22 protein-coding genes are annotated in these 22938 nt (G+C 69.8%); 13 read left to right on the forward strand and 9 right to left on the reverse strand.

Features of this window, described 5'->3' with window-relative positions; genetic code table 11:
- The first annotated feature begins 119 nt into the window (after positions 1 to 119).
- From RAC69_RS12630 to RAC69_RS12645, 4 genes are all read left to right on the forward strand, one after another.
- On the forward strand, positions 120 to 989 hold the full coding sequence (locus tag RAC69_RS12630; RefSeq protein ID WP_375087109.1) for a sugar phosphate isomerase/epimerase family protein: 870 nt from the start codon (positions 120 to 122) through the stop codon (positions 987 to 989).
- 171 nt (positions 990 to 1160) lie between these two features.
- A complete protein-coding gene (locus RAC69_RS12635) occupies positions 1161 to 2663 on the forward strand; it encodes a sugar ABC transporter ATP-binding protein (protein ID WP_375087110.1) in 1503 nt (500 codons plus the stop codon).
- Complete coding sequence (locus tag RAC69_RS12640; protein WP_341933269.1) at positions 2663 to 3694, forward strand: ABC transporter permease; 1032 nt, start codon at positions 2663 to 2665, stop codon at positions 3692 to 3694. Before RAC69_RS12635 ends, RAC69_RS12640 begins: the two co-directional genes overlap by 1 nt.
- A gap of 60 nt (positions 3695 to 3754) precedes the next feature.
- Entirely contained in the window at positions 3755 to 4756 is a 1002-nt protein-coding gene (locus RAC69_RS12645; protein WP_375087111.1) for an ABC transporter substrate-binding protein, read from the forward strand.
- Positions 4757 to 4925: 169 nt separating this feature from the next.
- Here the strand turns inward: RAC69_RS12645 and RAC69_RS12650 are convergent, their stop codons facing one another.
- The 8 genes from RAC69_RS12650 to RAC69_RS12685 all read right to left on the reverse strand — a co-directional run bounded on the left by RAC69_RS12650 (position 4926) and on the right by RAC69_RS12685 (position 11994).
- Positions 4926 to 5222 carry a putative quinol monooxygenase gene (locus RAC69_RS12650; RefSeq protein WP_375087112.1) on the reverse strand — a complete coding sequence of 99 codons (297 nt, stop codon included), beginning with the start codon at positions 5220 to 5222 and terminating at the stop codon, positions 4926 to 4928.
- Positions 5223 to 5233: 11 nt separating this feature from the next.
- On the reverse strand, positions 5234 to 6181 hold the full coding sequence (locus RAC69_RS12655) for a phosphotriesterase (protein ID WP_375087113.1): 948 nt from the start codon (positions 6179 to 6181) through the stop codon (positions 5234 to 5236).
- A complete protein-coding gene (locus RAC69_RS12660; RefSeq protein WP_375087114.1) occupies positions 6178 to 7122 on the reverse strand; it encodes a shikimate dehydrogenase family protein in 945 nt (314 codons plus the stop codon). The genes RAC69_RS12655 and RAC69_RS12660 overlap by 4 nt, the downstream gene beginning before the upstream one ends.
- Positions 7123 to 7133: 11 nt before the next feature.
- Positions 7134 to 8090, reverse strand: coding sequence for an NAD(P)-dependent oxidoreductase (locus RAC69_RS12665; RefSeq protein WP_375087115.1), 957 nt, complete (start codon positions 8088 to 8090; stop codon positions 7134 to 7136).
- On the reverse strand, positions 8090 to 9592 hold the full coding sequence (xylB, locus tag RAC69_RS12670) for a xylulokinase (protein ID WP_375087116.1): 1503 nt from the start codon (positions 9590 to 9592) through the stop codon (positions 8090 to 8092). The genes RAC69_RS12665 and xylB overlap by 1 nt, the downstream gene beginning before the upstream one ends.
- 9 nt (positions 9593 to 9601) lie before the next feature.
- Positions 9602 to 10225 (reverse strand): glucose-6-phosphate isomerase family protein, encoded by a 624-nt coding sequence (locus tag RAC69_RS12675; RefSeq protein ID WP_375087117.1) that lies wholly within the window; start codon positions 10223 to 10225, stop codon positions 9602 to 9604.
- A gap of 127 nt (positions 10226 to 10352) precedes the next feature.
- The gene (locus tag RAC69_RS12680; protein ID WP_375087118.1) at positions 10353 to 11327 is read right to left on the reverse strand and encodes an acetylesterase; all 975 of its coding nucleotides are present in this window, start codon (positions 11325 to 11327) and stop codon (positions 10353 to 10355) included.
- 70 nt (positions 11328 to 11397) lie between these two features.
- Complete coding sequence (locus RAC69_RS12685) at positions 11398 to 11994, reverse strand: CGNR zinc finger domain-containing protein (RefSeq protein ID WP_375087119.1); 597 nt, start codon at positions 11992 to 11994, stop codon at positions 11398 to 11400.
- A gap of 39 nt (positions 11995 to 12033) precedes the next feature.
- Here RAC69_RS12685 and RAC69_RS12690 point away from each other — a divergent pair, with 39 nt between their 5' ends.
- From RAC69_RS12690 to RAC69_RS12725, 8 genes are all read left to right on the forward strand, one after another.
- Positions 12034 to 13029 (forward strand): DMT family transporter, encoded by a 996-nt coding sequence (locus tag RAC69_RS12690; RefSeq protein WP_375087120.1) that lies wholly within the window; start codon positions 12034 to 12036, stop codon positions 13027 to 13029.
- A gap of 112 nt (positions 13030 to 13141) precedes the next feature.
- Positions 13142 to 13879 (forward strand): GntR family transcriptional regulator, encoded by a 738-nt coding sequence (locus tag RAC69_RS12695; RefSeq protein ID WP_375087121.1) that lies wholly within the window; start codon positions 13142 to 13144, stop codon positions 13877 to 13879.
- Positions 13876 to 15402, forward strand: a complete 1527-nt coding sequence (locus RAC69_RS12700) for an MmgE/PrpD family protein (protein ID WP_375087122.1) — start codon at positions 13876 to 13878, stop codon at positions 15400 to 15402. The genes RAC69_RS12695 and RAC69_RS12700 overlap by 4 nt, the downstream gene beginning before the upstream one ends.
- Positions 15402 to 16304, forward strand: a complete 903-nt coding sequence (gene prpB, locus RAC69_RS12705) for a methylisocitrate lyase (protein WP_341933282.1) — start codon at positions 15402 to 15404, stop codon at positions 16302 to 16304. The genes RAC69_RS12700 and prpB overlap by 1 nt, the downstream gene beginning before the upstream one ends.
- Before the next feature lie 2 nt (positions 16305 to 16306).
- Positions 16307 to 17440, forward strand: coding sequence for a bifunctional 2-methylcitrate synthase/citrate synthase (locus RAC69_RS12710; RefSeq protein ID WP_375087123.1), 1134 nt, complete (start codon positions 16307 to 16309; stop codon positions 17438 to 17440).
- A gap of 102 nt (positions 17441 to 17542) precedes the next feature.
- On the forward strand, positions 17543 to 19003 hold the full coding sequence (locus RAC69_RS12715; RefSeq protein ID WP_375087124.1) for an MFS transporter: 1461 nt from the start codon (positions 17543 to 17545) through the stop codon (positions 19001 to 19003).
- A gap of 16 nt (positions 19004 to 19019) precedes the next feature.
- Positions 19020 to 20279, forward strand: a complete 1260-nt coding sequence (locus tag RAC69_RS12720) for an FAD-binding protein (RefSeq protein ID WP_375087125.1) — start codon at positions 19020 to 19022, stop codon at positions 20277 to 20279.
- A 130-nt stretch (positions 20280 to 20409) separates the two neighbouring features.
- Entirely contained in the window at positions 20410 to 20985 is a 576-nt protein-coding gene (locus RAC69_RS12725) for an NADPH-dependent FMN reductase (RefSeq protein WP_375087126.1), read from the forward strand.
- Positions 20986 to 21059: 74 nt separating this feature from the next.
- Here RAC69_RS12725 and RAC69_RS12730 read toward each other — a convergent pair whose 3' ends face one another.
- Positions 21060 to 21905, reverse strand: a complete 846-nt coding sequence (locus RAC69_RS12730; protein ID WP_375087127.1) for an NAD-dependent epimerase/dehydratase family protein — start codon at positions 21903 to 21905, stop codon at positions 21060 to 21062.
- A gap of 57 nt (positions 21906 to 21962) precedes the next feature.
- On the opposite strand from RAC69_RS12730, the gene RAC69_RS12735 reads away from it, so the two are divergent.
- Positions 21963 to 22901 carry an aldose 1-epimerase family protein gene (locus RAC69_RS12735; RefSeq protein ID WP_375087128.1) on the forward strand — a complete coding sequence of 313 codons (939 nt, stop codon included), beginning with the start codon at positions 21963 to 21965 and terminating at the stop codon, positions 22899 to 22901.
- Positions 22902 to 22938: the final 37 nt, after the last annotated feature.

The raw sequence follows: 22938 nt of genomic DNA on the forward strand, positions 1-22938 counted from the left end.
CGTGCCAAGAAAGTTCTTGACACGCTCGCCGACCGAACGTAGCGTTGGCCTCCGGGTCGAGTTGGCACGTGCCAATCGATCGAGGCGACGGTGCCGCACACCCGCCTCCGAGGGGTCGCATGAACATCGGATGCCACGGGCTGGTCTGGACGGGACGCTTCGACGCCGAGGGCATCCGCCTGTCCGTCGAGAAGACGAAGCAGGCCGGCTTCGACCTCATCGAGTTCCCCCTCATGGACCCGTTCGCCTTCGACGTCACCGCCGCGAAGAGCGCCCTCGCCGAGCATGAGCTCGCTGTCAGCGCCTCACTGGGTCTCTCCGAGGCGACCGACATCACCAGCGCCGATCCCGCCGTCGTCGCGGCGGGGGAGGAGCTGATGCTCCGGGCCGTCGACGTGGTGGCCGAACTGGGCGGCGAGAACTTCTGCGGTGTCGTCTACAGCGCCATGAAGAAGTACATGGAGCCCGTCACTGCCGAGGGAGTGGAGAGCAGTCGGCGCACGATCGCGCGCGTCGCCGATCACGCGGCTGAGCGCGGCGTCGCGGTGTCGCTCGAGGTCGTGAACCGCTATGAGACGAACGTTCTCAACACGGCGCGGCAGGCACTCGACTACCTCGCCGAGGTCGACCGGCCGAACCTCGGCATCCACCTCGACACGTACCACATGAACATCGAGGAGTCGGATATGTTCGCCCCGGTGCTCGACGCCGCCCCCGCTCTGCGGTACGTGCACATCGGAGAGAGCCACCGCGGCTACCTCGGGACCGGCACGGTCGACTTCGACACCTTCTTCAAGGCGCTCGGACGGATCGGCTACGACGGGCCGATCGTGTTCGAGTCGTTCTCGTCGGCGGTCGTCGCCCCAGACCTGAGCCGGATGCTGGGCATCTGGCGCAACCTCTGGACCGACAACGACGAGCTCGGAGCGCATGCGAACGCGTTCATCCGCGACAAGCTCGTCGCCGTCGATTCGATCCGGCTGCACTGAGCGGCCGCCGTGTCCGACTTGTTATTACAGGCTGTTCCGTTTCGGGTGCGGAGTAGATACATTTAGATACATCTTGCGGTGGAGACGCCGCAGGACGCAGAATTGATCCGATGTTTCCGGACTCGACCGGAGAGCATCGGACACACGACCTTCAAGGAAGCAGGTGAGCACATGGGTGAGCCCATCCTCAGAGTCGAGGGGATCAGCAAGGGATTCCCCGGCGTGCAGGCGCTCAAGGACGTGCACCTCGAGGTGCGCCAGGGCGAGGTCCTCGTCCTCGTCGGCGAGAACGGCGCCGGCAAGTCGACGCTCATGAAGATCCTCTCCGGGATCTACACCAAGGACGAGGGCACGATCACGTTCGAGGGGCAGGAGGTCGAGCTCACCAGCCCGCTGCAGGCCCAGCAGCTCGGCGTCACGATCATCCATCAGGAGCTCAACCTGATGCCCGATCTGACCGTCGCGCAGAACATCTTCGTGGGCAGGGAGCCGAAGAACGGCCCGTTCCTCTCGGAACGTCGGCTCAACTCGCAGACCGCCGAACTGCTGAAGCGCCTCGACATCCGCCTCGACCCGCGGCAGAAGGTCGGCGAGCTCACGGTCGCCGAGCAGCAGATGGTCGAGATCGCCAAGGCGCTCTCGTTCAACGCCAAGGTGCTCATCATGGACGAGCCCACCTCGGCCCTCACCGACTCCGAGGTCGAGACGCTGTTCGTGCTCATCGAGCAGCTCAAGGCCGCCGGCACCGGCATCGTCTACATCTCGCACCGCATGGACGAGCTGCGCCGCCTCGCCGACCGGGTCACCGTGCTCCGCGACGGCGCATACATCGGATCACTGGAGAAATCCGAGGTGAGCATCCCGAAGATCATCGAGATGATGGTCGGCCGCGCGATCGACGAGGGAACCCGCCCCCAGGCCCGCGAGCACGCGGGCGACCCCGTGGTGCTCGACGTGCAGGGCCTCTCCACCAAGAGCCTGCTCAAGGACATCTCGTTCCAGCTGCACCGGGGCGAGATCCTCGGCTTCGCCGGACTCATGGGCGCAGGACGCACCGAGACCGCACGCGCGGTCATCGGCGCCGACCACCGCGACGGCGGAACCATCACGATCGGCGGACGCACCGCACGCATCTCGCAGCCGTCGGATGCCGTGCGGCACGGCGTCGGCTACCTCTCCGAGGACCGCAAGCTGCTCGGCCTCATGCTCGAGCAGGACGTCACGTTCAACACGGTCCTCGCCTCGCTCGGCTCGTACGCCAACGCGATCGGCTGGATGGGCGACGGCAAGGCCAAGAACCGCACCAAGGACTACGTCCAGCAGCTGCGGGTGAAGACGCCGTCCGTCAACCAGGTCGTCAAGCTCCTCTCCGGAGGCAACCAGCAGAAGGTCGTCATCGCCCGGTGGCTGATGCGCGACTGCGACATCCTCATCTTCGACGAGCCGACCCGAGGCATCGACGTCGGCGCGAAGGAAGAGATCTACCGCCTCATGCAGCAGCTCGCTGACGCGGGCAAGTCCATCATCGTCATCTCATCGGAGCTGCCGGAGATCCTCCGCGTCGCGAACCGCATCGCGGTCTTCGCGAACGGCCGCATCACCGGGACCCTCCGCAACGAAGACGCCAGCCAGGAGAAGATCATGCAACTCGCAGCCCACGGAGAGGAAGACTGATGAGCGCTCCGCAGAACGGATCGTCCACGACGACGATCATCCAGACGGCACTCGACGAGAACACCGACAAGCGCGACGTCGTCGGGTTCCTCAAGCGCCAGGTCCAGCAGTCGCTCGCGTTCGGCACGCTCATCGTGCTCGTGATCTTCTTCTCGATCGCCAGCCCGAACTTCTTCACGTTCAGCAACATCGCGACCGTGCTGCTGTCGACGGCCGTCATCGGCATCCTCGCCCTCGGCACCACGTTCGTCATCATCACCGGCGGCATCGACCTGTCGATCGGAACCGGTATGGCGCTGTGCGCCGTGATGACCGGCGTGATCGTCACCAACATGGGACTCCCCGTGTGGATCGGCGTCATCGGCGGCGTGCTCACCGGTGTGCTCATGGGCCTCGTGAACGGCGTCAACATCACGTTCCTGCGACTGCCCCCGTTCATCGCCACCCTCGCGATGATGATGATCGCCGGGGGTCTCGCCCTCGTCATCTCGAACGTCGCACCGATCTACTTCTCGACCTCGGCCCCCGACTTCAAGAAGATCGCGCTCGGCGTGATCATCCCCGGCATCCCCAACGCCGTGCTCATCACCGCCGCCCTCGCGATCGTCGCGTGGCTCGTGCTGTCGAAGACGCTGCTCGGCCGCTACACCTTCGCGATCGGCTCGAACGAGGAGGCCACGCGCCTCTCGGGTGTGAACACGCGTCGCTGGACGATCTTCATCTACATGTTCGCGGGCGCCTTCACGGGCATCGCGGGCATCGTCATCGCCTCGCGCCTCGACTCGGCCCAGCCGCAGATCGGCACCGGCTACGAGCTGCAGGCCATCGCGGCCGTCATCATCGGCGGCACCTCGCTGCTCGGCGGTCGCGGATCGATCCTCGGCACCGTGATCGGCGCGCTCATCATGAGCGTGCTCGTCAACGGACTGCGCATCATGTCGATCCAGACCGAGTGGCAGAACATCGTCGTCGGCATCGTCGTGCTGCTCGCCGTGTTCCTCGACTCGCTGCGCAACCGCCAGCACACCTGACCCCCCTCACGGCACCACCCTCACCGAGAACCACCCACCACACAGAACAATGGAGTTTTCATGAAATTCGGCAAGAAGACCGCATTCGCGGCACTCGTGGCCGCATCCGCCCTCGTGTTCGCCGGCTGTGCCGGCGGCGGCGGTGACGTCATCGAAGAAGGCGGCAGCGGCGGAGGCGGCGGAGACGGCGAGATGTACATCGCCATGGTCTCGAAGGGCTTCCAGCACCAGTTCTGGCAGGCCGTCAAGAAGGGCGCGGAGCAGAAGGCCGAAGAACTCGGCGTCCGCATCACCTTCGAAGGCCCCGCAGCCGAGACCGAGATCGCGCAGCAGCTCGAGATGCTGACCGCCGCGATCGACAAGAACCCGGATGCCATCGCCTACGCCGCCCTCGACCCCGAGGCGTGCGTCGCCCCGCTCGAGCAGGCCAAGTCGAAGGACATCCCCGTCGTCTACTTCGACGCCCCCTGCGACGGCGACGTGGGCCTGAGCCTCTCGGCCACCGACAGCAAGGTCGCCGGCGCACTGGCCGCCGAGCACATGGCCGACCTGATCGGCGGATCGGGCGAGGTCGCCATCGTCGGCCACTCGCAGATCAACTCGACCGGTGTCGAGCGCCGCGACGGCTTCGTCGAGAAGATCGAGTCGGACTACCCCGACATCGAGATCGTCGACATCCAGTACGGCGACGGCGACCACCTGAAGTCGGCCGACATCGCGAAGACCCTCATCGCCGCGCACCCCGACCTCAAGGGCATCTACGGCACCAACGAGGGCTCCGCGATCGGCGTCGTCAACGCCGTGAACGAGCTCGGCCTCGAGAAGGGCAAGATCACGATCGTCGGCTTCGACTCCGGCGCCGCGCAGATCAACGCCATCAAGGACGGCACGATGGCCGGTGCGATCACGCAGGACCCGATCGGCATCGGCGAGCAGGTCGTGCAGGCGGCCTACGACGCCGCCAACGGCAAGTCGGTCGAGAAGTTCTACGACACGGGTTCGTACTGGTACGACAAGACGAACCTCGACGACGAGAAGATCGCATCCGTTCTCTACGAGTGATCCTCTGACACGAAGGGCCCCTCACCCGCGGGTGAGGGGCCCTTTTCCCGTGTCCGCGTCGCTCCGCCTCGCGCGAGCCACCCCCTTTCGCGAGAGCCACCCCTCTGCGTCGTGCATGCAGAGGGGTGGCTCGGGGGAGAGGGGTGGTTCGCGGAGGAGAGGGATGTCGTCAGATGCGGCGCAGGAACGTGAGCTGCGACGACGGCTCGACGATGAGGTCTTGCAGCGCCGCGTTGAACGGGACGCCGGCGGGGGACGAGAGGTGCGCCTGGAACGCGGCCTCGTCGCGGTACACCTCGTACACGAAGAAGCGGTCGGGGTCGTCGACGAGGCGGGTCGCGTCGAACACGACGTTGCCCTCCTCGGCCCGCACGTGCTCCGCGAATTCGGCGAGCAGCGTCGCGACGCGGTCACCCTCACCCGGGCGTGCGGTGAACGTGGCGTGGAGGATGGTCGGTGCGGACATGCGGGGCTCCTTCAGGTCAGGGCGAGGAGGCGGGCGGGGTTGGCGACGAGCATCCGGTCTACGGCGTCGTCGCCGACCTCGGCACGCAGCCGGGGCAGGTAGCGCTCGCCCAGGTAGGCGAGCCCTGGCATGCCGCCGTAGGACACGTATCGGGTCGCGCGGGCGACATCGCCGCCCAGCAGCACGCGGTCGCCGGCCCCGCGCGACACCACGTCCGCGGTGAGCGTGAGCAGCTCCGCATCCGATCGTGTGCGCGGCCGCGCGAACCCGTCGTACCCGAGGTAGGCGCCGCGCTCTGCGAGGGAGGCGTGCAGACCGGGGTCGGGGTCGCGGTCGGCGTGCGCCAGCACGATGCGGTCGGCCGAGACCCCCTCGGCGGCGAGCAGGTCGAGGACCTCGTGCGCGGCGGTGCAGAACTCCAGGTGCACCATGATCGCGGCGCCCGTGGCACGATGCGCTGCGGCGAGGGCGAGCAGCGTCGTGTGCTCGAACCCGCTGATGCGCCAGTAGTCGATGCCGCCCTTGAGCAGTCCGGCGCGCACGGGGGAGCCGTCGGGGCCGCTCGCGCGCTCCCCGTCGGGGTCGCCGTCGGCCAGCGGCATCCCGTCGCCGATCTCGCGGATGAACCGCGCGGCGAGCGTCTCGGCATCCGTCGATCGCGTCGGGTGGTCGGCGGCGTAATGGGCCTCGCGGTGGCGTCCGGTCGTGGCGACGATGCGCAGTCCGGTCGACGCGCTGATCCGTGCGAGCGCGCCGGGGTCGCGACCGAGGCCGAACGGCGTGGCGTCGACCATCGCCGCGAAGCCGCTGTCGTGCAGCATCGCCGCCTCGGCGCCCGAGCGCTCCTCGTCGTCGAGCTCGTCGCCCGGCAGCAGCGGCGAGACCTGGAACAGGTGCTCGTGATAGTTCGTCGGCCCGAGCTCGGTCGGATCGACGTCGCCGAGGACGGTGCGGATCATCGCCGTGCCGACTCCGCCGCCTCGGCGAGACGCTCGACGATCTCGGGGGTGAGGTCGAGCTCGAAGACGTCGGCGACCACCTGCGACCAGCCGTGGATGAAGTAGCGCCACCCGTCGACCACGTGCAGTCCGCGCGCGGCCTCCTGAGCACGGGCCTGATGCAGGAACTCCAGCGACCCGCGGTAGTTGAACTCCCAGACCCAGGCGTCCTCGGGGAAGACGACGTCGTCGGGCAGGGGTGAGCCGGGGCGGTCCTTGCCGAGACCCGTCGCGTTCACGATGAGCGATCCGGCCGGGGCGGCGGCGACGAGGGCAGCCGCCTGCTCGACCGTGTCGGTGCGCACGTACTCGATGAACCCGTCGCGCGTGCTGTGCTGTCGGTGCACGTCGCGCAGATGCGTGAGCTTGCCGTCGTCGCGCGCGGTCACGGTCACCTTCGTCGGAGCGTCGTCCCGTTCGGCGAGCGCCCAGCTGAGGGCGGTGCCCGATCCGCCGGCGCCGAGGATGACGACCTCGGCCCCCGTGCGAGCGAAGTGGTCGGCGGGCAGGAAGTCGTTCAGCGCCAGGTCGACCGTGATCGGGTCCTTCGCGCGGCCGATCAGACGGTCGCCGCGCTTCGAGATGCTCGAGATCTCGGCGCACGACACCGCGAACGGGTCGAGCTCGTCGAACAGGTCGGATGCCGCGGTGAACACGTTCATCTTGTGGGTCGTCACGAGGGCCCCGCGGTGGTGGGGGTCGTCGCGGATCTGCTCGACCATGGCCCGGTACTGGGCGGGCCCGGCGTCCATCGGGAGGTCGTGTCCGACGAGTTCGGTGGTGGGCAGCCCCAGCACCTCAGCCCATCGGGGGAACACCTGCATGATCGACGACGAGCCGGTGCTCACGCCGACGAAGCCCATATAGCCGCCGGTCGTGGTGGCGTTCTCGGTGATGGTCATGGTCGGGCCCTTCAGGGTCGGGAGGAGACGAGGTGGGCGGGCGTCGAGCCCGCGAGGACGGCGAGGACGTCGTCGAGGGACATCGAGCCCATGTTGTCGACGGCCTGCGTGGTCTGCGCGCCGAGGTGCGGGGTGACGGTGACGCGCTCGGCCAGGTCGGCGGCCAGGAGGGGGCTGTCGCTCGCAGCCGTGTCGCCGGACAGGGTGTCGGCCGCATACGCGCCGAGGCGCCCGTCGTGGAGCGCTGCGGCCACGGCATCCTCGTCGATGAGATCCGGACGAGCGGTGTTCACCAGCACGGTGCCCGGACGGAGGCCGTCGAGCCGCGCCGCATCCACGAGCGTCTGCCCGCCCGGGGCGTGCAGGGTGATGACGTCGGCCGTGCGGAACAGGTCGTCGAGCCCGATCGGCACCGTGCCGAGTGCGACGATGCGTTCGGGCGCGAGGAACGGGTCGGCGGCGAGCACCGCGCAGCCGAAGCCGGTCAGGCGACGGGCGACGCCCTGGCCGATGCGACCGAAGCCGACGATCCCGACCGTCGCGGCGCCCAGCTCGCGTCCGCGGCGGACGCTCCAGTCGCCCCGGCGCACCCGTCGGTCGCCGTCGGAGATGCAGCGGAGCGCGGCGAGCATGAGCCCCACGGCGTGGTCGGCGACGGCATCCGCGTTCGCACCGGGGGTGTTCGTCACCGGGATGCCGCGTCGCTCGGCCGCGGCGATGTCGACCGCCTCGGTGCCCACGCCGTACCGCGCGATGACCTTGAGGTTCGGTGCCGCGTCGAGGTGCGCGTCGGTGACCGGGCCGGTGCCGGCGATCCAGCCGTCGGCTGCGGCGAGCAGCGGGCCGAGCTCGGTGAGTCCGTGGTGGGCGGGTCCGCGCACGATCTGGTGCCCGGCATCCCTGGCGCGCGCGACGAGGTCGAGGTCGCCGTCCGAGAACGACCTGCTGGTGGCCAGGATCACGCCCATCAGACGCTCCCGGCCGACGGGGCGGCGGCGAACCACGGCGCGAGCGCGTCGTACGCGGCGGTGAACCGGGCGTGGCGCTGGGTGTAGACGGCGTGGCGCCCGGCATCCGGAGCGAACTCCGCCGTGACCTCGCTCAGCGCGCGGGCGGCCGAGAAGTCGGCGAGGCCGAGTCCGACGGCGCCGGTCACGGCGGCGCCCAGGCTGTTGGCCTCCTCGACGATCGTGCGGCGGCGGACCGGGACGCCCCAGACGTCGGCGAGGATGCCGAGCCACACGTCGCTCTGCGCGCCGCCTCCGACCGCGTCGATGCGGTCGATCTCTGCCCCCGACTCGCGGAACGCGTGGATGCAGGTGAGGAGGTTGAACGCGACGCCCTCGAGCACGGCGCGGGTGAGGTGCGCCCTCGTGTGGTGGCGGCCGATGCCGACGAACGCGCCGCGGGCCGACGGATCCCAGAGCGGCGACCGCTCGCCGAGCAGGTAGGGGAGGAAGTAGAGGTCCTCGGTGTCGAGGTCGCCGCCGGCGTCGGCGGTGAGCCGGGCGGTCTCGGGGCGAGCGGGGTCGGGCGAGAGGGCCTCCGCGATCCACTGCACGGATGCCCCGCCGGCCTGCATGGTCGCGGTCGGCACGAACGATCCGGGCACGACGTTGTCGAAGGTCATGGTGCGCATGAGCGGATCGTGCAGCGGGGCGGGGCTCGCGAACGAGATCCACGACGAGGTCCCGAGGCAGACGTACGCGCCGTCCTCGGGGGCGACGACGCCCGAGCCGACTGCCGCGAGCGGGCCGTCGCCGCCGCCCATCACGACCCGGACGGTGCGGGGGAGTCCGAGGGCGCCGGCCGCCTCGGCGGTGAGCGCACCCGCCACGCTCGTCGATTCGAGGATCTCGGGGAACAGCGCAGGGTCGAGGCCGGCCGCGGCGAGCAGGTCGGCCGACCACGTGCCGGAGAGCTGGTCGTAGGCGTTGGTGCCGGAGGCGTCGGAGCGCTCGGTGGCCAGGCGGCCGGTGAGCCGGTAGACGATGTAGTCCTTCGCGACGCAGAAGTGACGCACCCGCGCCCAGATGTCGGGCTCGTGGTCGCGCACCCACATGATCTTCTCGAGCGAGTAGGTCGGGTTGAGGCGGTGGCCGAGCACGCGATAGGCGGCCTCGGCGCCGAGGCGCTCTTCGAGCGCGCGGGTCTGCGCGCCCGAACGGGTGTCTGCCCAGATGATCGCCGGACGCACGGGCTCGCCGTGCGCATCGAGCAGCACCGTGCCCATCATCTGGCCGCTCACGACGAGACCGACGACCGCGTCGGGGGAGACGTCGGCCTTCGCGATCAGCTGTCGTGTGGCATCGACGACCGCGCCCCACCAGTCCGCCGGGTCCTGCTCGGCGATGCCGCCCGCCGCGAAGTGCGCGGGGTACGGGACGGTGACCGCCGTCACGAGGCGTCCGTCGTCGTGGTGCAGCGAGGCCTTGTCGCCCGTGGTGCCCAGGTCGTGAGCGATGATCATGCCCGGAGCCTATTCGGCGGTCTCGGGGGTGGCAGCCGGTTCGGGCGCTGCGGCGTCGGTACCGGCGTACGGGCGCAGGTCGACGCCGTCGGTCGCACGGTAGGCGCGGGAGCCCATGCCGTGCTCGAGCACCCATCCGTAGTCGTGGCCGGCGCCACCAGGGTAGACCGCGAGGAACGCGTAGGGCTCGTCGCCCGTGTTCACCGAGCGATGCGCCCAGCCGGGCGGGATGTAGCCGATCGTGCCGGGGAGCATGTCGAGCCATTCGGTGCGCTCGCCGTCGAACATGAGGAGTCCGCCGCGTCCCTTCAGGGCGAGGTAGATCTCGCCCTGGTGGTCGGGGTGCTGGTGCCCCTTCGTCATCCAGAGCTCGCCGGAGGTGTCACCGGGCATGATCGTCGTGATCGACTGCGGGAGCTCGCGGTCGATCTCGGGCACGGGCGAGCTGACGACGGTGTAGACGACGGGGTTGTCGCCCGCCGAGGACGACGCCCAGGCGTCCGCGTCGAGGAACAGGCCCTCGAGGTCGGACATGCGACGCGTGAGCGTCGGTCCCTCCGGCGAGAGCGTGAGCTTCTCGGCGTCGAAGGCGATCGCCATCGGCGAGATCGGAGGGGTGTGGAACTCGGGCATCGGTGCTCCTCGTTGCGGATGCTGCAGTGCATCGCAGCCTGTAATGACAGGTCGAGTGTACCTGTAATGACAAGTGGTGTCCACCGCTCATCTGCGCGGGGATGAGAGCGCAGGTGTGTGGATTCCGTCAGGATGCCGCGCGCAGGGCCTTCGCGAGATGGGCGCGTCCGCCGCGGACGGCGTCGGCCGTGACGGCATCCCACCCCGGGTACTCGGCGTGCCCCGCGGGAAGCACGGCGAGCTCGAGGTCTCGCGCGGCGTTCGCGACGCCGAACTGGCCGGGCGGCGGCACGTACTGGTCCCACAGCGCGGCCTCGACCCGCACCGGGATGTCGGCGAACCCCAGCGTGCTCGACGCGTCGAACGGACGCAGCTGCTCGCGCGCCCCCGGATGCTCGGCGACGTGCACGCGCACGACCTCGCCGCTGCCCAGGCACGGCACGGCCAGGCGTTCGTCGTACTGCCCGAAGCTCGGCACGATGAGCGTCGCACCCACGTAGCGGTCGTCCCACGGGATGCCGAGCGCGCCGATACCGCCGCCGAAGCTCTCCCCGACGTAGTACAGCGGCAGGTCTCCGACGAGGGCGAGAAGCGTGTCGGCCGCGAGCCACAGGTCGCGCGCGCACAGGCCGAGGACGTATCGGTCGGGGTCGTCGAGGCCCGCGAGCACGTGCTGCTCCACGGGCTCGGGAGCGCCGACGCCGGCGTTCAGCGTCGGGAGTCCCCGCGCCACGGGGAAGATCGCGGCAGCGTCGTCCGGCACCCGGGCGAGGTCGATCGCGTCGCGGCCGCCGTAGCCGTGCGAGTGCACGATACCCACGCGCGCCGATGCGGACGCGGGCCCCACGACCCAGGATCGTAAGCGGATGCCGTCGGCGCCGGCGTGCTCGACGAGAGCCACGCTGCGCCCGTCGACCGTCGTAGTCGAGAGGGTGCGCGGCGCGGCATCCACCGTCCTCGCCTCCGCTCGCCAGCGGCCCCACATCTCGGCGAGGCCGGTCGGCGGCGCGACGGGGGCAACCTGCCGCAGTGCGTGCTCGTCGAAGCCGTAGGTGCCGTCGAATGCGGCATCCGGGAACCAGGAGTCGTAGGGCGCAGGCATGATGCATCGACGCTATCGCGCGGCCGCCAGTGTTCGCCTGGGCCGAGCAGATCAGGAGGAGTGCCCGAGATCAGGACGATGCGTCCGGGATCCTCCTGATCTCGGGAGACGATCCTGTTCTCGGAGCAGAAGCAGCGCCCGCCCGCCGCGCTCGGTAGGCGGCGACGGCGTTGCGGTTCGTGCACGTCGGCGAGCAGAAGCGCTTGGACCGGTTGCGGGAGAGGTCGAGGGCGAGCGCCGCGCACGTGTCGTCGTCGCAGATCGAGATGCGCGAGCCCTCGTCGGCACGGATGACGTCGATCAGCGCCATCGCGGTCTCGATGAGCACGCGTTCGGGCAGGGGTCGGTCGTCGGCGACCGCATGCAGGTGCCAGTCGGTCTCGTCGTGGCGCACGAGGCGCGGAGTGAGGCGCGCCTCCGCGAGGGCGGCGTTCACGTGCTCGGCCATGTCGTCGCGGGGCGCGAGCAGCATGGAGCGGAGGCGAGGACGGATGCCGCGGAGCGCGGCGAGCTCGGCGTCGTCGCGATCGAGCCTGCCGGAGTAGGGGAACTCGGCGAGGAAGCGGTGCTCGTCGTCGAGGGTCTCCAGTGTCTCGGGGTCTTCGGCCGAGTTGACGAGCCAGACGGCTGCGCGGAGCGCCTCTTCGGTGTCATTGGTGAAGATCATGTTGACACCTTACTCCGTGCGCGAGTAGCGTCACTTCTCATGAGCCCTGTGACCGATGACCGGAGCGTCGCGGGCGTGCGCCTCGGCCTGCCGCTGGCGATCGCTGCCGCGTTCTCGTTCGGCATGTCCGGCGCCTGGGCGCGCGGGCTCATCGACGCAGGATGGTCACCGGGTGCGGCCGTCACCGTGCGCGTCTGGGTCGCCGCGCTCGTGCTGCTGATCCCCGCGGTCCTGTCGCTCCGCGGGAGATGGGGCGCACTGCGCAAGAACGCCGGGATGGTCGCCGCCTACGGGCTCCTCGCCGTCGCGGCGACACAGCTCTGCTACTTCCAGGCCGTCGCCGTCATGGACGTCGGCATCGCCCTGCTCATCGAGTACACGGCACCGATCGCCGTCATCCTCTGGCTGTGGCTGCGCCGTGGCGAGAAGCCCAGCCGGCGCAGCGTGATCGGAGCCGTGATCGCCTTCGTCGGACTCGTCCTCATGCTCGACATCGTCACGGGCGCCGAGGTCAACGTGCCCGGCATCCTCTGGGCGCTCGCCGCGATGGTCGGCGCGGCGAGCTACTTCCTGCTCTCGGCGAGAGCCGACACCGGGCTGCCGCCGATCGCGCTCGCCGGCGGAGGGCTGCTGCTCGGAGCGGTCGGCCTCACGGTCGCCGGTGCCGTCGGCATTCTTCCCCTCGCCGGGAGGACCGACGACATCACCTACCGGTTCGGCACCGTGCCGTGGTTCGTCCCGGTGCTCGCGATCGGCCTCATCGCGACCGCGCTCGCCTACCTGCTCGGCATCGCATCGACCAGGATGCTGGGCTCGCGCCTCGCCTCATTCGTCGCCCTGTCGGAGGTCGTGGCCGCGCTGCTGTTCGGCTGGCTGCTGCTCGGACAGCTCCCCGATCTGCTGCAGGCCATGGGCGGAGCGCTCGTGCTGGTCGGCGTCGTGATCGTCAAGCTGGGGGAGCCCGCGCCGGCACGCGCGGACGGGGCTTCACCTTCCGCCCGGCTGGCACCTGCTGCCGGACTCCGCGAGAGATAGCGGCACGAGGCGCCTACTGCGGGGGAGCGGGCGCGTGGGGCGTGTGTATACGTGAGACGCGCGTGCGTGGCATTCTGAGCCGCTCGTGGCGCTTTGTGTATACACTGAGGGCATGTCTGTGGTCCCGGTCGATCGTGTCAGCGCGAGCGAGCGTGCCTACGCGACGCTGCTCGACGAGATCCAGTCCGGGGCGCTCCCGGCGGGATCCGTGCTCGGCGAGGTCGAGCAGGCCGCGCGTCTCGGCGTGAGCCGCACGCCGTTGCGAGAGGCGCTCCGCCGACTCGCCTCCGACGGGCTCGTCGTGCAGCAGTCGCCGCGCGTGACCGTCGTCGCCGACCTCGATGCGTCCGACATCCGCGCGCTGTTCGAGATGCGTCGGGCGCTGGAGGAGACCTCCGCACGCATCGCAGCGCGACGCGGGGACGCCGAGCTCTTCGCCGCCCTCGCGCAGGAGTTCGCGCAGGTCGAGCTCGACGCTCCGGCGGGACGCGACGACTACTACGCGCTCATCGCCCGCTTCGACGCCGCCCTCGACGGAGCCGTCGCCAACGACTACATCGCGTCAGCGCTGCGCACCGTGCGCACCCACCTCGTGCGCGTGCGCCGCATGGCGAAGGACAAGCCCGCACGGCTCGCCGCCTCGGCCGCCGAGCACCGCACCATCGCCGAGGCGCTCGCGGTGCGCGACGGGGACCTCGCCGCGCACGCCACGCACGTGCACCTGCACAACGCCCTCGCGGGGATCCTCGAATCGCTGCCGCACGGGGATCGGGGCGTTCCGCCTCGCTCCGCCCGCGCGACGACGAGCGGGGACGCCGCCCGCTCAACGACCACGGAAAGGCAACCATGACCGTCACGCACCACGTCCGCGTCCACCGCAGCGACGAGAACCTCGAACGCTCCGACCAGCTCTCCTGGAAGATCGCCGAGGTGGCCGCCGACCCCGTCGAGGTCGAGCAGCCGGTCGTCGACATGATCATCAACCGCATCATCGACAACGCGTCGGTGGCCGCGGCATCCCTCACGCGCGGTCCGATCACCGCGGCCCGTGCGCAGGCGTTCAGCCACCCCGTGTCGTCCGGCGGGGCGGGCGCGACCGTGTTCGGGGCGGCGCTCGACCACCGCACGAGCCCCGAGTGGGCGGCCTGGGCGAACGGTGTGGCCGTGCGCGAGCTCGACTACCACGACACCTTCCTCGCGGCGGAGTACTCGCACCCCGGCGACAACATCCCGCCCATCGTCGCCGTCGCCCAGCACGTCGGATCCGACGGTCGGGCGCTCGTGCGCGCGATCGCGACCGGGTACGAGATCCAGATGGACCTCGTGCGAGCGATCTGCCTGCACAAGCACAAGATCGACCACGTGGCACACCTCGGGCCGTCGGCCGCCGCCGGCATCGGGAGCCTCCTCGGACTCGACGTCGAGACCATCTATCAGGCGGTCGGGCAGGCGCTGCACACGACCACGGCGACCCGGCAGAGCCGCAAGGGCGAGATCTCGACCTGGAAGGCGCACGCCCCCGCCTTCGCGGGCAAGATGGCGGTCGAAGCGGTCGACCGTGCGATGCGCGGCCAGACCAGCCCCGCCCCGATCTACGAGGGCGAGGACGGCGTGATCGCGTGGATGCTCGACGGCAAGGATGCCGCGTACGAGGTGCCGCTCCCGGCATCCGGCGAAGCGAAGCGCGCGATCCTCGACTCGTACACGAAGGAGCACTCGGCGGAGTACCAGGCCCAGGCGTGGATCGACCTCGCGCGTCGTCTCGGCACCGCGAACCCGGCGCTGCGTGACCCCGCGAACATCGAGTCTGTCGTGCTGCACACCAGCCACCACACCCACAACGTGATCGGCTCGGGGGCCGGCGACCCGCAGAAGTACGACCCCACCGCCTCTCGCGAGACCCTCGACCACTCGATCCCCTACATCTTCGCCGTGGCCCTGCAGGACGGCGGCTGGCACCACGTCGACTCCTACACGCCCGAGCGGGCCGGCCGCGCCGACACGGTCGCGCTGTGGCACAAGATCACCACCGCCGAGGATGCCGAGTGGACGCGTCGCTACCACTCGGAGGACCCCGACGTGAAGGCCTTCGGCGGCCGCGTGGAGTTCCGCCTCGCCGACGGCACGACCGTGGTCGACGAGATCGCCGTCGCCGACGCGCACCCCCTGGGCGCGCGCCCCTTCTCACGCGAGAACTACATCGCGAAGTTCCGGCTGCTCGCCGAGCCCGTGCTCGAGGCCGCCGAGATCGAGCGCTTCCTCGAGCTCGTCCAGCGTCTGCCCGAACTCACCGCGGCCGAGGTCGGCGAGCTGTCGATCATCGCGAAGCCCGGGCTGCTCGACGCCGCCGAGGCGCCGAAGGGGCTGTTCTGATGCTGTACTCCACGACGACGCCCGCCGAGAAGCGGCGGCTGTTCCGTGAGCGCCTCGCGAGCGGCGAGCTGCTGCGCTTCCCCGGCGCCTTCAACCCGCTGAGCGCCAAGCTCGTCGAGCAGAAGGGTTTCGACGGCGTCTACATCTCGGGCGCTGTGCTGTCTGCCGACCTGGGCCTGCCCGACATCGGTCTCACGACGCTGACCGAGGTCGCCGGACGCGCGAAGCAGATCGCCCGCATGACCGAGATCCCCGCGATCGTCGACGCCGACACCGGCTTCGGCGAGCCGATGAACGTGGCGCGCACGATCCAGGAGCTCGAAGACGCCGGGCTCGCAGGCACGCACATCGAGGACCAGATCAACCCCAAGCGCTGCGGCCACCTCGACGGCAAGAGCGTGGTCGACGAGAACACGGCGATCAGACGCATCCGCGCCGCCGCCGATGCGCGCCGCGACGAGAACTTCCTCATCATGGCGCGCACCGACATCCGCGCCATCGACGGACTGGATGCCGCGATCGATCGCGCCAAGGCGCTGGTGGATGCCGGGGCCGACGCGGTCTTCCCCGAGGCGATGCGCGACCTCTCCGAGTTCGAGGCCATGGCGAACGCGCTCGACGTGCCGATCCTCGCCAACATGACCGAGTTCGGCAAGAGCGACCTGTTCTCGACGACGCAGCTGCAAGCGGCAGGGGTGAGCATGGTGATCTGGCCGGTCTCGCTGCTGCGCATCGCGATGGGCGCGGCGGGCCGCGCTCTCGATACGCTGAACGACGAGGGGCACCTGACCTCGAAGCTCGGCGAGATGCAGCACCGCGCCGATCTCTACGACCTGATCGACTACGAGTCGTACAACCACTTCGACTCCGGGGTCTTCAACTTCACCATCACGAAGGAGTGAGCATGAGCGAACCGGACATCAGGAAGGGCCTCGCGGGGGTCGTCGTCGACACCACGGCGATCTCGAAGGTCAACCCCGAGACGAACAGCCTGCTCTACCGCGGGTACCCCGTGCAGGAGCTGGCCGACACCCAGCCGTTCGAGGCCGTCGCCTACCTGCTGTGGCACGGTGAGCTGCCGACCCCCGACGAGCTCGCCGCGTTCCGCCACGAGGAGCGCACGCACCGCGCGCTCGCCGAGAACGTCAAGCAGGCGATCGACCTCATCCCGCTCGAGGCGCACCCCATGGACGAGGTGCGCACGGCCGTCAGCGTCATCGGCGCCTCCGACCCCGGCGCCGGAGGATCGGTGCTGAACGCGGGCGGCAGCCCGGAGGAGAACCTCGAGCGCAGCATCCGCCTCTTCGCCGCTCTTCCGGCGATCGTCGCCTACGGTCAGCGCCGTCGTCGCGGTCACGCGATCATCGAGCCGCGCGACGATCTCGACTACTCCTCGAACTTCCTCTGGATGACGTTCGGCGTGGAGCCCGACCCCGTGGTCGTCGACGCCTTCAACCGCTCGATGATCCTGTACGCGGAGCACTCGTTCAACGCGTCGACCTTCACCGCGCGCGTGATCACCTCGACCCTCAGCGACCTGTACTCGGCGGTCGTCGGCGCGATCGGCGCCCTCAAGGGACCGCTGCACGGCGGCGCGAACGAAGCCGTGCTGCACATCTTCGACGAGATCGGGGATGCCGGGAACGTCGAGGCATGGCTCGACAAGGCGCTCGCCGAGAAGCGCAAGATCATGGGCTTCGGACACCGCGTGTACAAGAAGGGCGACTCGCGTGTGCCGACCATGAAAGCCGCGCTCGACACGCTCGTCGCGCACTACGACAAGCCCGAGGTCGCCGCGCTCTACGACGCCCTCGAGTCGGAGTTCGTCGCGCGGAAGGGCATCTACCCGAACCTCGACTACCCGTCGGGACCGGCGTACAACCTCATCGGCTTCGACACGCTCACGTTCACGCCGCTGTTCGTCGCCGCGCGGGTCACCGGCTGGACCGCGCACGTCATCGAGCAGGCGGGGGCGAACGCGCTGATCCGTCCGCTCTCGCACTACGACGGCGTCGACGAGAGGCACGTCCAGGGCTGACGCCTAGCGCTCAGCGCGCTCGGAATCAAGCGGATGCACCGACCCGCATCGGAGGAGTATCACTGATCCGGGACCGAGGGGGTCCCGTGTGAAGGAGGCTCCATGTCCGCGTCGGATGTCAACGTCAAGGAGGTCCGGTCGCTCGTCCCCGCGCGGATGGACCGGCTGCCCTGGGCACGATTCCACTGGATGATCGTCGTCGGGCTCGGGTTCTCGTGGATCCTCGACGGCCTCGAGGTGCAGATCGTCGCCGCGAACGGCTACGCGGCGACCCTCGGCATGGGTCCGGCTGAGGTCGGCCTCGCGGGCACGTGCTACCTGCTCGGACAGGTGTTCGGCGCGCTCGTGTTCGGACGCCTCACCGACCGGCTCGGACGCAAGAAGCTCTTCATCCTGTCCCTCGCGGTGTACCTCGTGGGTTCCGCGGTCGCGGGTCTCGCGTTCGCGCCGTGGGTCTTCTACATCTGGCGGTTCGTCGCGGGGGCCGGCATCGGCGGCGAGTACGCGGCGATCAACTCGGCGATCGACGAGATCATCCCGGCGAAGTACCGCGGTCGCGTCGACATCGCGATCAACGGCACGTACTGGGGCGGTGCGGCGCTCGGCGCCGTCGCCAACCTGTTCTTCCTGAACACCGACATCCTCCCGCAGGATCTCGGCTGGCGCCTCAGCTTCTTCCTGGGGCCGGTTCTCGGCATCCTGATCATCTGGCTGCGGCGGCACATCCCCGAGAGCCCGCGCTGGCAGATGACCCACGGGCGCGAGGGCGAGGCCGAGCGCAACGTCGACGGCATCGAGGAGCGCATCCGCCGGGAGGGCAAGGAGATCCCGCCCGTCGACGAGTCGAAGGCGATCACGGTGAAGGAGTACGGCCAGGTGCCGTTCCTCGTGATCGCGAAGGTGCTGTTCCGCAAGTACCCGCGGCGGACGCTCGTCGGCATCACGATGATGGTGACGCAGTCGTTCCTCTACAACGCGATCTTCTTCACCTATGCGCTGGTGCTCGAGAACTTCTACGACACCCCGCCCGCGTCGGCGTCGCAGTACTTCATCATCTTCGCGGTCGGCAACCTCGCCGGGGCGCTCGTGCTCGGGCACTTCTTCGACACGTGGGGACGCCGGCGGATGCTGTTCCTCACCTACGTCCTCGCCGGGTCGATCCTGCTCGTCAGCGCGTTCCTGTTCAACGCGGGAGTGCTGAACGCGGGCACGCACACCGCGTTCTGGTGCGCCTCCTTCTTCTTCGCCTCGGCCGGGGCGTCGGCGGCCTACCTGACCGTGAGCGAGATCTTCCCGCTGGAGCTGCGCAGCCAGGTCATCTCGTACGTGTTCTCGATCGGTCAGCTGGTCGGCGCGATCGCCCCCGTGCTCTACGGCTCGCTGATCGGGCAGAGCGCCGAGACCGGCGATCGCGGACCCCTGTTCTGGGGCTACGTGCTGGGCGCGGGCATCATGATCTTCGGCGGGGTGGTGTGCGGGGTGTTCGGCGTGAGCGCGGCGGGTAAGTCCCTCGAGGACATCGCCGACCCTCTGTCGCTCGTCGAGAACCCGAAGAAGAGCTGACGGTTATCCTGACCCGATGGGCATCGAACGCAACTGGGCAGGCAACGTCACCTACCGGGCGTCGCGCATCGAGCATCCGTCGTCGCTCGACGAGTTGCGCGACGCGCTCACGGCAGGCGAGGCGGTGCGGATGTTGGGCTCGCGTCACTCGTTCTCGGATCTGGCCGACACCGACGGCATCCTGATCGCGACCGACCGGCTGCCCCCCGTGTTCGAGGTGAGCGACGCCCGCGATGCGGTGCGCGTGAGCGGCGCGCTGCGGTACGGCGACCTCGCTCCGCTGCTGGATGCCGAGGGCCTGGCGCTCGCGAACCTCGCCTCGCTCCCGCACATCTCCATCGCGGGCGCCGTCGCGACGGGCACGCACGGCTCGGGAGACGCCGTCGGGTCGCTGGCCAGCGCGGTGCGGGCGCTCACGATCGTCACGCCTGCGGGCGACGTGCGCACCCTGCAGCGCGGGGACGACGATTTCGCCGGCGCTGTCGTGAGCCTCGGCGCGCTCGGGGCGGTGGTCGACGTGACACTCGACGTCGAGCCCGTGTACGAGGTCGCGCAGCACGTATTCGAGCACCCGGCCTGGGATGCGATCCTCCGCGATCTCGACGACGTGACCGGGATCGGCACGAGCGTCAGCATCTTCTCGACCTGGGAGCGCACCGATGTCGCCGACCAGATCTGGGTCAAGCAGCGGCTGCCCGAGGCGCGTGAGATCACGCGGGCCGACCTGTTCTCTCGTCTCGACGCGGAGCCGGCGACGGCGAAGCGGCATCCGATCCTCGGCGTCGACCCGATCGCCTGCACCGAGCAGGGCGGCGTGCCAGGACCGTGGTTCGACCGCCTGCCGCACTTCCGGCTCGAGTTCACCCCGTCGGCCGGCGCCGAGATCCAGACCGAGTACCTCGTTCCGCGCGCCGACGCGGTCGAGGCGATCCAGGTCGTGCGCACGCTCGCGGGACAGATCGCGCCGCTGCTGCTCGTGAACGAGATCCGCACGGTCAGGGCCGACGAGCTGTGGCTGAGCTCGTCGTACGAGACGGATGCCGTCGGCATCCACTTCACCTGGAAGCCCGACGAGGATGCCGTGCGCGCGTTCCTGCCGACTCTCGAGGCGGCGCTGCCCGGCACGGCCAGGCCGCACTGGGGCAAGGTCTCGACGCTCGACGGCGCGGAAGTGCGGTCGCGCTACCCGCGGTTCGACGATTTCGCCGCGCTCGCCGCGCGCTACGACCCGGAGCGCCGGCTCGTGAACCCGTACCTGGAGCGCCTGGGCCTCTAGCGCGCCGCGGTCGGCCCCGATGGGGTGGCCGCGGCCCGCCCCCGATGGGGGTGGACGCCGGCGACCGCCGGGGCGAGACTGGAGCCAGCGCCCCGGGCAGCGTGCTCGGCGTCGAGACGGAGGAGCGGACATGGCACACAGGGTCGGGTACTTCGTCGGAAGTCTGTCGTCGACATCGATCAATCGGATCCTCGCGACGGCCCTGATCGAGCTGGCGCCGCGGGATCTGGAGTTCTTCGAGATCCCCATCCGCGACCTGCCGTTGTACAGCCAGGACTACGACGAGTCGTATCCGCCCGAGGCAGTGGCGCTCAAGGAGGCGATCGACTCGGCCGACGCGGTGCTGTTCGTCACGCCGGAGTACAACCGGTCGATCCCCGGCGGGCTCAAGAACGCGATCGACTGGGCCTCGCGCCCCTGGGGGCAGAACTCCTTCGACCACATCCCGGCCGCGGTCATCGGCGCCTCCGTCGGGGCGATCGGCACCGCGGTCGCGCAGCAGAGCCTCCGCGGCGTGCTGAGCTTCTGCAACGCCAGGCAGATGACCGCCCCCGAGGCGTACATCCAGTTCGTGCCGGAGCACTACGCCGAGGACGGCACGGTCACGCACTCCGACACAGCCGACTTCCTCCGCGGGTTCATGCGCGAGTTCCGCGACCACATCGAGCGCGTGCTGACCGTGCTCCCGCGCGACACCGACAGCTGAGGCGGGCGCTTTCGAATCGCGCAACTGGTTACGCCACCGGTCGAAAAGTGACCATTCGCGCGATTCGAAAGCGGCTAGACGTGGTCGCGCCAGGAGTGCTGCGGGTCGTAGCCCAGCATCCGCCGTGCCTTGTCGATCGAGAGCAGGGTCTCGTTCTCGCCGACCTCGCGCGCCACGGGGACATCGGGGAAGACCTCGGCGAGCAGCTCGGCGTTCGGCCGTGACATGACCGTGTCGGCGGCCGCGATGATGTACTGCTCGAATCCCGGCGGGGCGACCTCGAGGGCTCGGCGTACGGCCTGGGCTCCGTCGCGGGCGTCGATGTATCCCCAGAGGTTCCACTTGCGGAGCAGAGCGTCGGCGTCGAACGAGGGGAACTCGTCGTAGTCCGCGGGGTTCATGACGTTCGAGAACCGCAGCGCCGTGATCGACAGATCGGGATGCCAGCGCACGAGCTCGGTCGCCAGGCGCTCTTCGAGCGTCTTCACCAGCGAGTACACCGACTCGGGGCGCGGCGGGTACTCCTCGTCGACCGGGACGTACGGCGGCGGCGCGTCGAACGGGAGTCCGAGCACGGTCTCGCTGGACGCGGCGACGATACGACGGATGCCGAGGCGCACCGCCGCCCAGAAGACGTTGAACGTGGCTGGCATGTTGTTGTGGAAGGTGGCCACGTCGCTGCGGATGCCCGGCGCCGGGATCGCGCCCAGGTGCACGACGGCGTCGATGCCGTCGTGCTGGTCGCCGACAGCGGTGAACGCGTCGACGACCTGTCCGTAGTCGGTGAGGTCGACCTGCACGAACCCGGGGCCGCGCTGCCCGGCGACATCCATGCCGATGACCTCGATGCCCGCGGCCCGCAGCTCGCGTGCGACGACGGTGCCGAGCTTGCCCGATGATCCGGTGAGTGCGATGCGCATGTCACCAGCGTGGCACGCCGGCCGGCGACACGGGCCGTTCGGCATACACTCGTCGGCGTGAGTGATTCCCCGGCATCCGACACCCGACTCCGTTCCGGACGACAGCTCGTGATCGCCGGGCACGGGTATGAGGCCGCGATCGCGAGCGTCGGGGCGACGCTCCGTTCCCTGACCTTCGAGGGGCGCGACCTCATCGTGCCGTTCGCCGCCGACGAGGTGCGCCCGGCCTACCGCGGGGCGACGCTCGCGCCGTGGCCGAACCGCGTCGTCGACGGGCGCTACACGTTCGGCGGCGTCGAGCACCGGCTGGCCCTGTCCGAGCCGGAGCGGTCGCACGCCCTGCACGGTCTCGTCGCGTGGACCGAGTTCGCCGACCTCGTCGTCACCGACGACCGGGTCGTGCTGGTCGGGGTCGTCGAGCCGCAGACCGGCTACCCGTTCCGGGTCGAGGTGGAGGTCGAGTACCGCATCGACGCCGCCGGTCTCACCCAGGCCGTCACCGGACGCAACCTCGGGACGGATACCGCGCCCTGGGGCGCAGGCCCGCATCCGTACCTCGTGGCCGACCCCGCCGAGCGGGTGGACGACTGGACGCTCACGCTGCCGGCATCCGAGGTGCTCACGGTCACCGCCGACCGGTTGAGCCCGATCGGCGTCGAGCCGGTGACCGCGCATGCGCCGTGGGACTTCCGCGCTCCGCGGCTGCTCGGCGGCGTGTTCATCGACCACGCGTTCACGGGGCTGTCGCGGATCGACGGCATCGCCGAAGTGCGGGTGCAGTCGGCATCCGGCGCGGGCGTGGCCATCGCGTTCGACGAGGCGTGCCCGTGGGTGCAGGTGCACACCGCCGACACCCCGGTCGAGGCCACGAACAGGATCGGTCTCGCTGTGGAGCCGATGACGTGTCCGCCGAACGCGTTCGCCTCGGGCGTCGACCTGGTCGTGCTGCCGGCGGGCGGTGCGCATGCGGCATCCTGGCGCATCCGCGCCCTCTGACGTCATGTCGAGCGGCGGCGGGTGGTCGACGCGCAGC

Source organism: Microbacterium sp. LS_15 (assembly GCF_041954735.1).
In the GTDB taxonomy this organism is placed as follows: Bacteria; Actinomycetota; Actinomycetes; order Actinomycetales; family Microbacteriaceae; genus Microbacterium.

Coding starts and splice junctions, on each gene's coding strand:
- RAC69_RS12725 (WP_375087126.1), top strand. CDS start 20,410: ATGGCACACAGGGTCGGGTACTTCGTCGGAAGTCTGTCGTCGACATCG.
- RAC69_RS12700 (WP_375087122.1), top strand. CDS start 13,876: ATGACCGTCACGCACCACGTCCGCGTCCACCGCAGCGACGAGAACCTC.
- RAC69_RS12665 (WP_375087115.1), bottom strand. CDS start 8,090: ATGGGCGTGATCCTGGCCACCAGCAGGTCGTTCTCGGACGGCGACCTC.
- prpB (WP_341933282.1), top strand. CDS start 15,402: ATGCTGTACTCCACGACGACGCCCGCCGAGAAGCGGCGGCTGTTCCGT.
- RAC69_RS12730 (WP_375087127.1), bottom strand. CDS start 21,905: ATGCGCATCGCACTCACCGGATCATCGGGCAAGCTCGGCACCGTCGTC.
- RAC69_RS12675 (WP_375087117.1), bottom strand. CDS start 10,225: ATGCCCGAGTTCCACACCCCTCCGATCTCGCCGATGGCGATCGCCTTC.
- RAC69_RS12635 (WP_375087110.1), top strand. CDS start 1,161: ATGGGTGAGCCCATCCTCAGAGTCGAGGGGATCAGCAAGGGATTCCCC.
- RAC69_RS12685 (WP_375087119.1), bottom strand. CDS start 11,994: ATGATCTTCACCAATGACACCGAAGAGGCGCTCCGCGCAGCCGTCTGG.
- RAC69_RS12710 (WP_375087123.1), top strand. CDS start 16,307: ATGAGCGAACCGGACATCAGGAAGGGCCTCGCGGGGGTCGTCGTCGAC.
- RAC69_RS12690 (WP_375087120.1), top strand. CDS start 12,034: ATGAGCCCTGTGACCGATGACCGGAGCGTCGCGGGCGTGCGCCTCGGC.
- RAC69_RS12655 (WP_375087113.1), bottom strand. CDS start 6,181: ATGATCCGCACCGTCCTCGGCGACGTCGATCCGACCGAGCTCGGGCCG.
- RAC69_RS12660 (WP_375087114.1), bottom strand. CDS start 7,122: ATGACCATCACCGAGAACGCCACCACGACCGGCGGCTATATGGGCTTC.
- RAC69_RS12640 (WP_341933269.1), top strand. CDS start 2,663: ATGAGCGCTCCGCAGAACGGATCGTCCACGACGACGATCATCCAGACG.
- RAC69_RS12645 (WP_375087111.1), top strand. CDS start 3,755: ATGAAATTCGGCAAGAAGACCGCATTCGCGGCACTCGTGGCCGCATCC.
- RAC69_RS12720 (WP_375087125.1), top strand. CDS start 19,020: ATGGGCATCGAACGCAACTGGGCAGGCAACGTCACCTACCGGGCGTCG.
- RAC69_RS12715 (WP_375087124.1), top strand. CDS start 17,543: ATGTCCGCGTCGGATGTCAACGTCAAGGAGGTCCGGTCGCTCGTCCCC.
- RAC69_RS12695 (WP_375087121.1), top strand. CDS start 13,142: ATGTCTGTGGTCCCGGTCGATCGTGTCAGCGCGAGCGAGCGTGCCTAC.
- RAC69_RS12680 (WP_375087118.1), bottom strand. CDS start 11,327: ATGCCTGCGCCCTACGACTCCTGGTTCCCGGATGCCGCATTCGACGGC.
- xylB (WP_375087116.1), bottom strand. CDS start 9,592: ATGATCATCGCTCACGACCTGGGCACCACGGGCGACAAGGCCTCGCTG.
- RAC69_RS12650 (WP_375087112.1), bottom strand. CDS start 5,222: ATGTCCGCACCGACCATCCTCCACGCCACGTTCACCGCACGCCCGGGT.
- RAC69_RS12630 (WP_375087109.1), top strand. CDS start 120: ATGAACATCGGATGCCACGGGCTGGTCTGGACGGGACGCTTCGACGCC.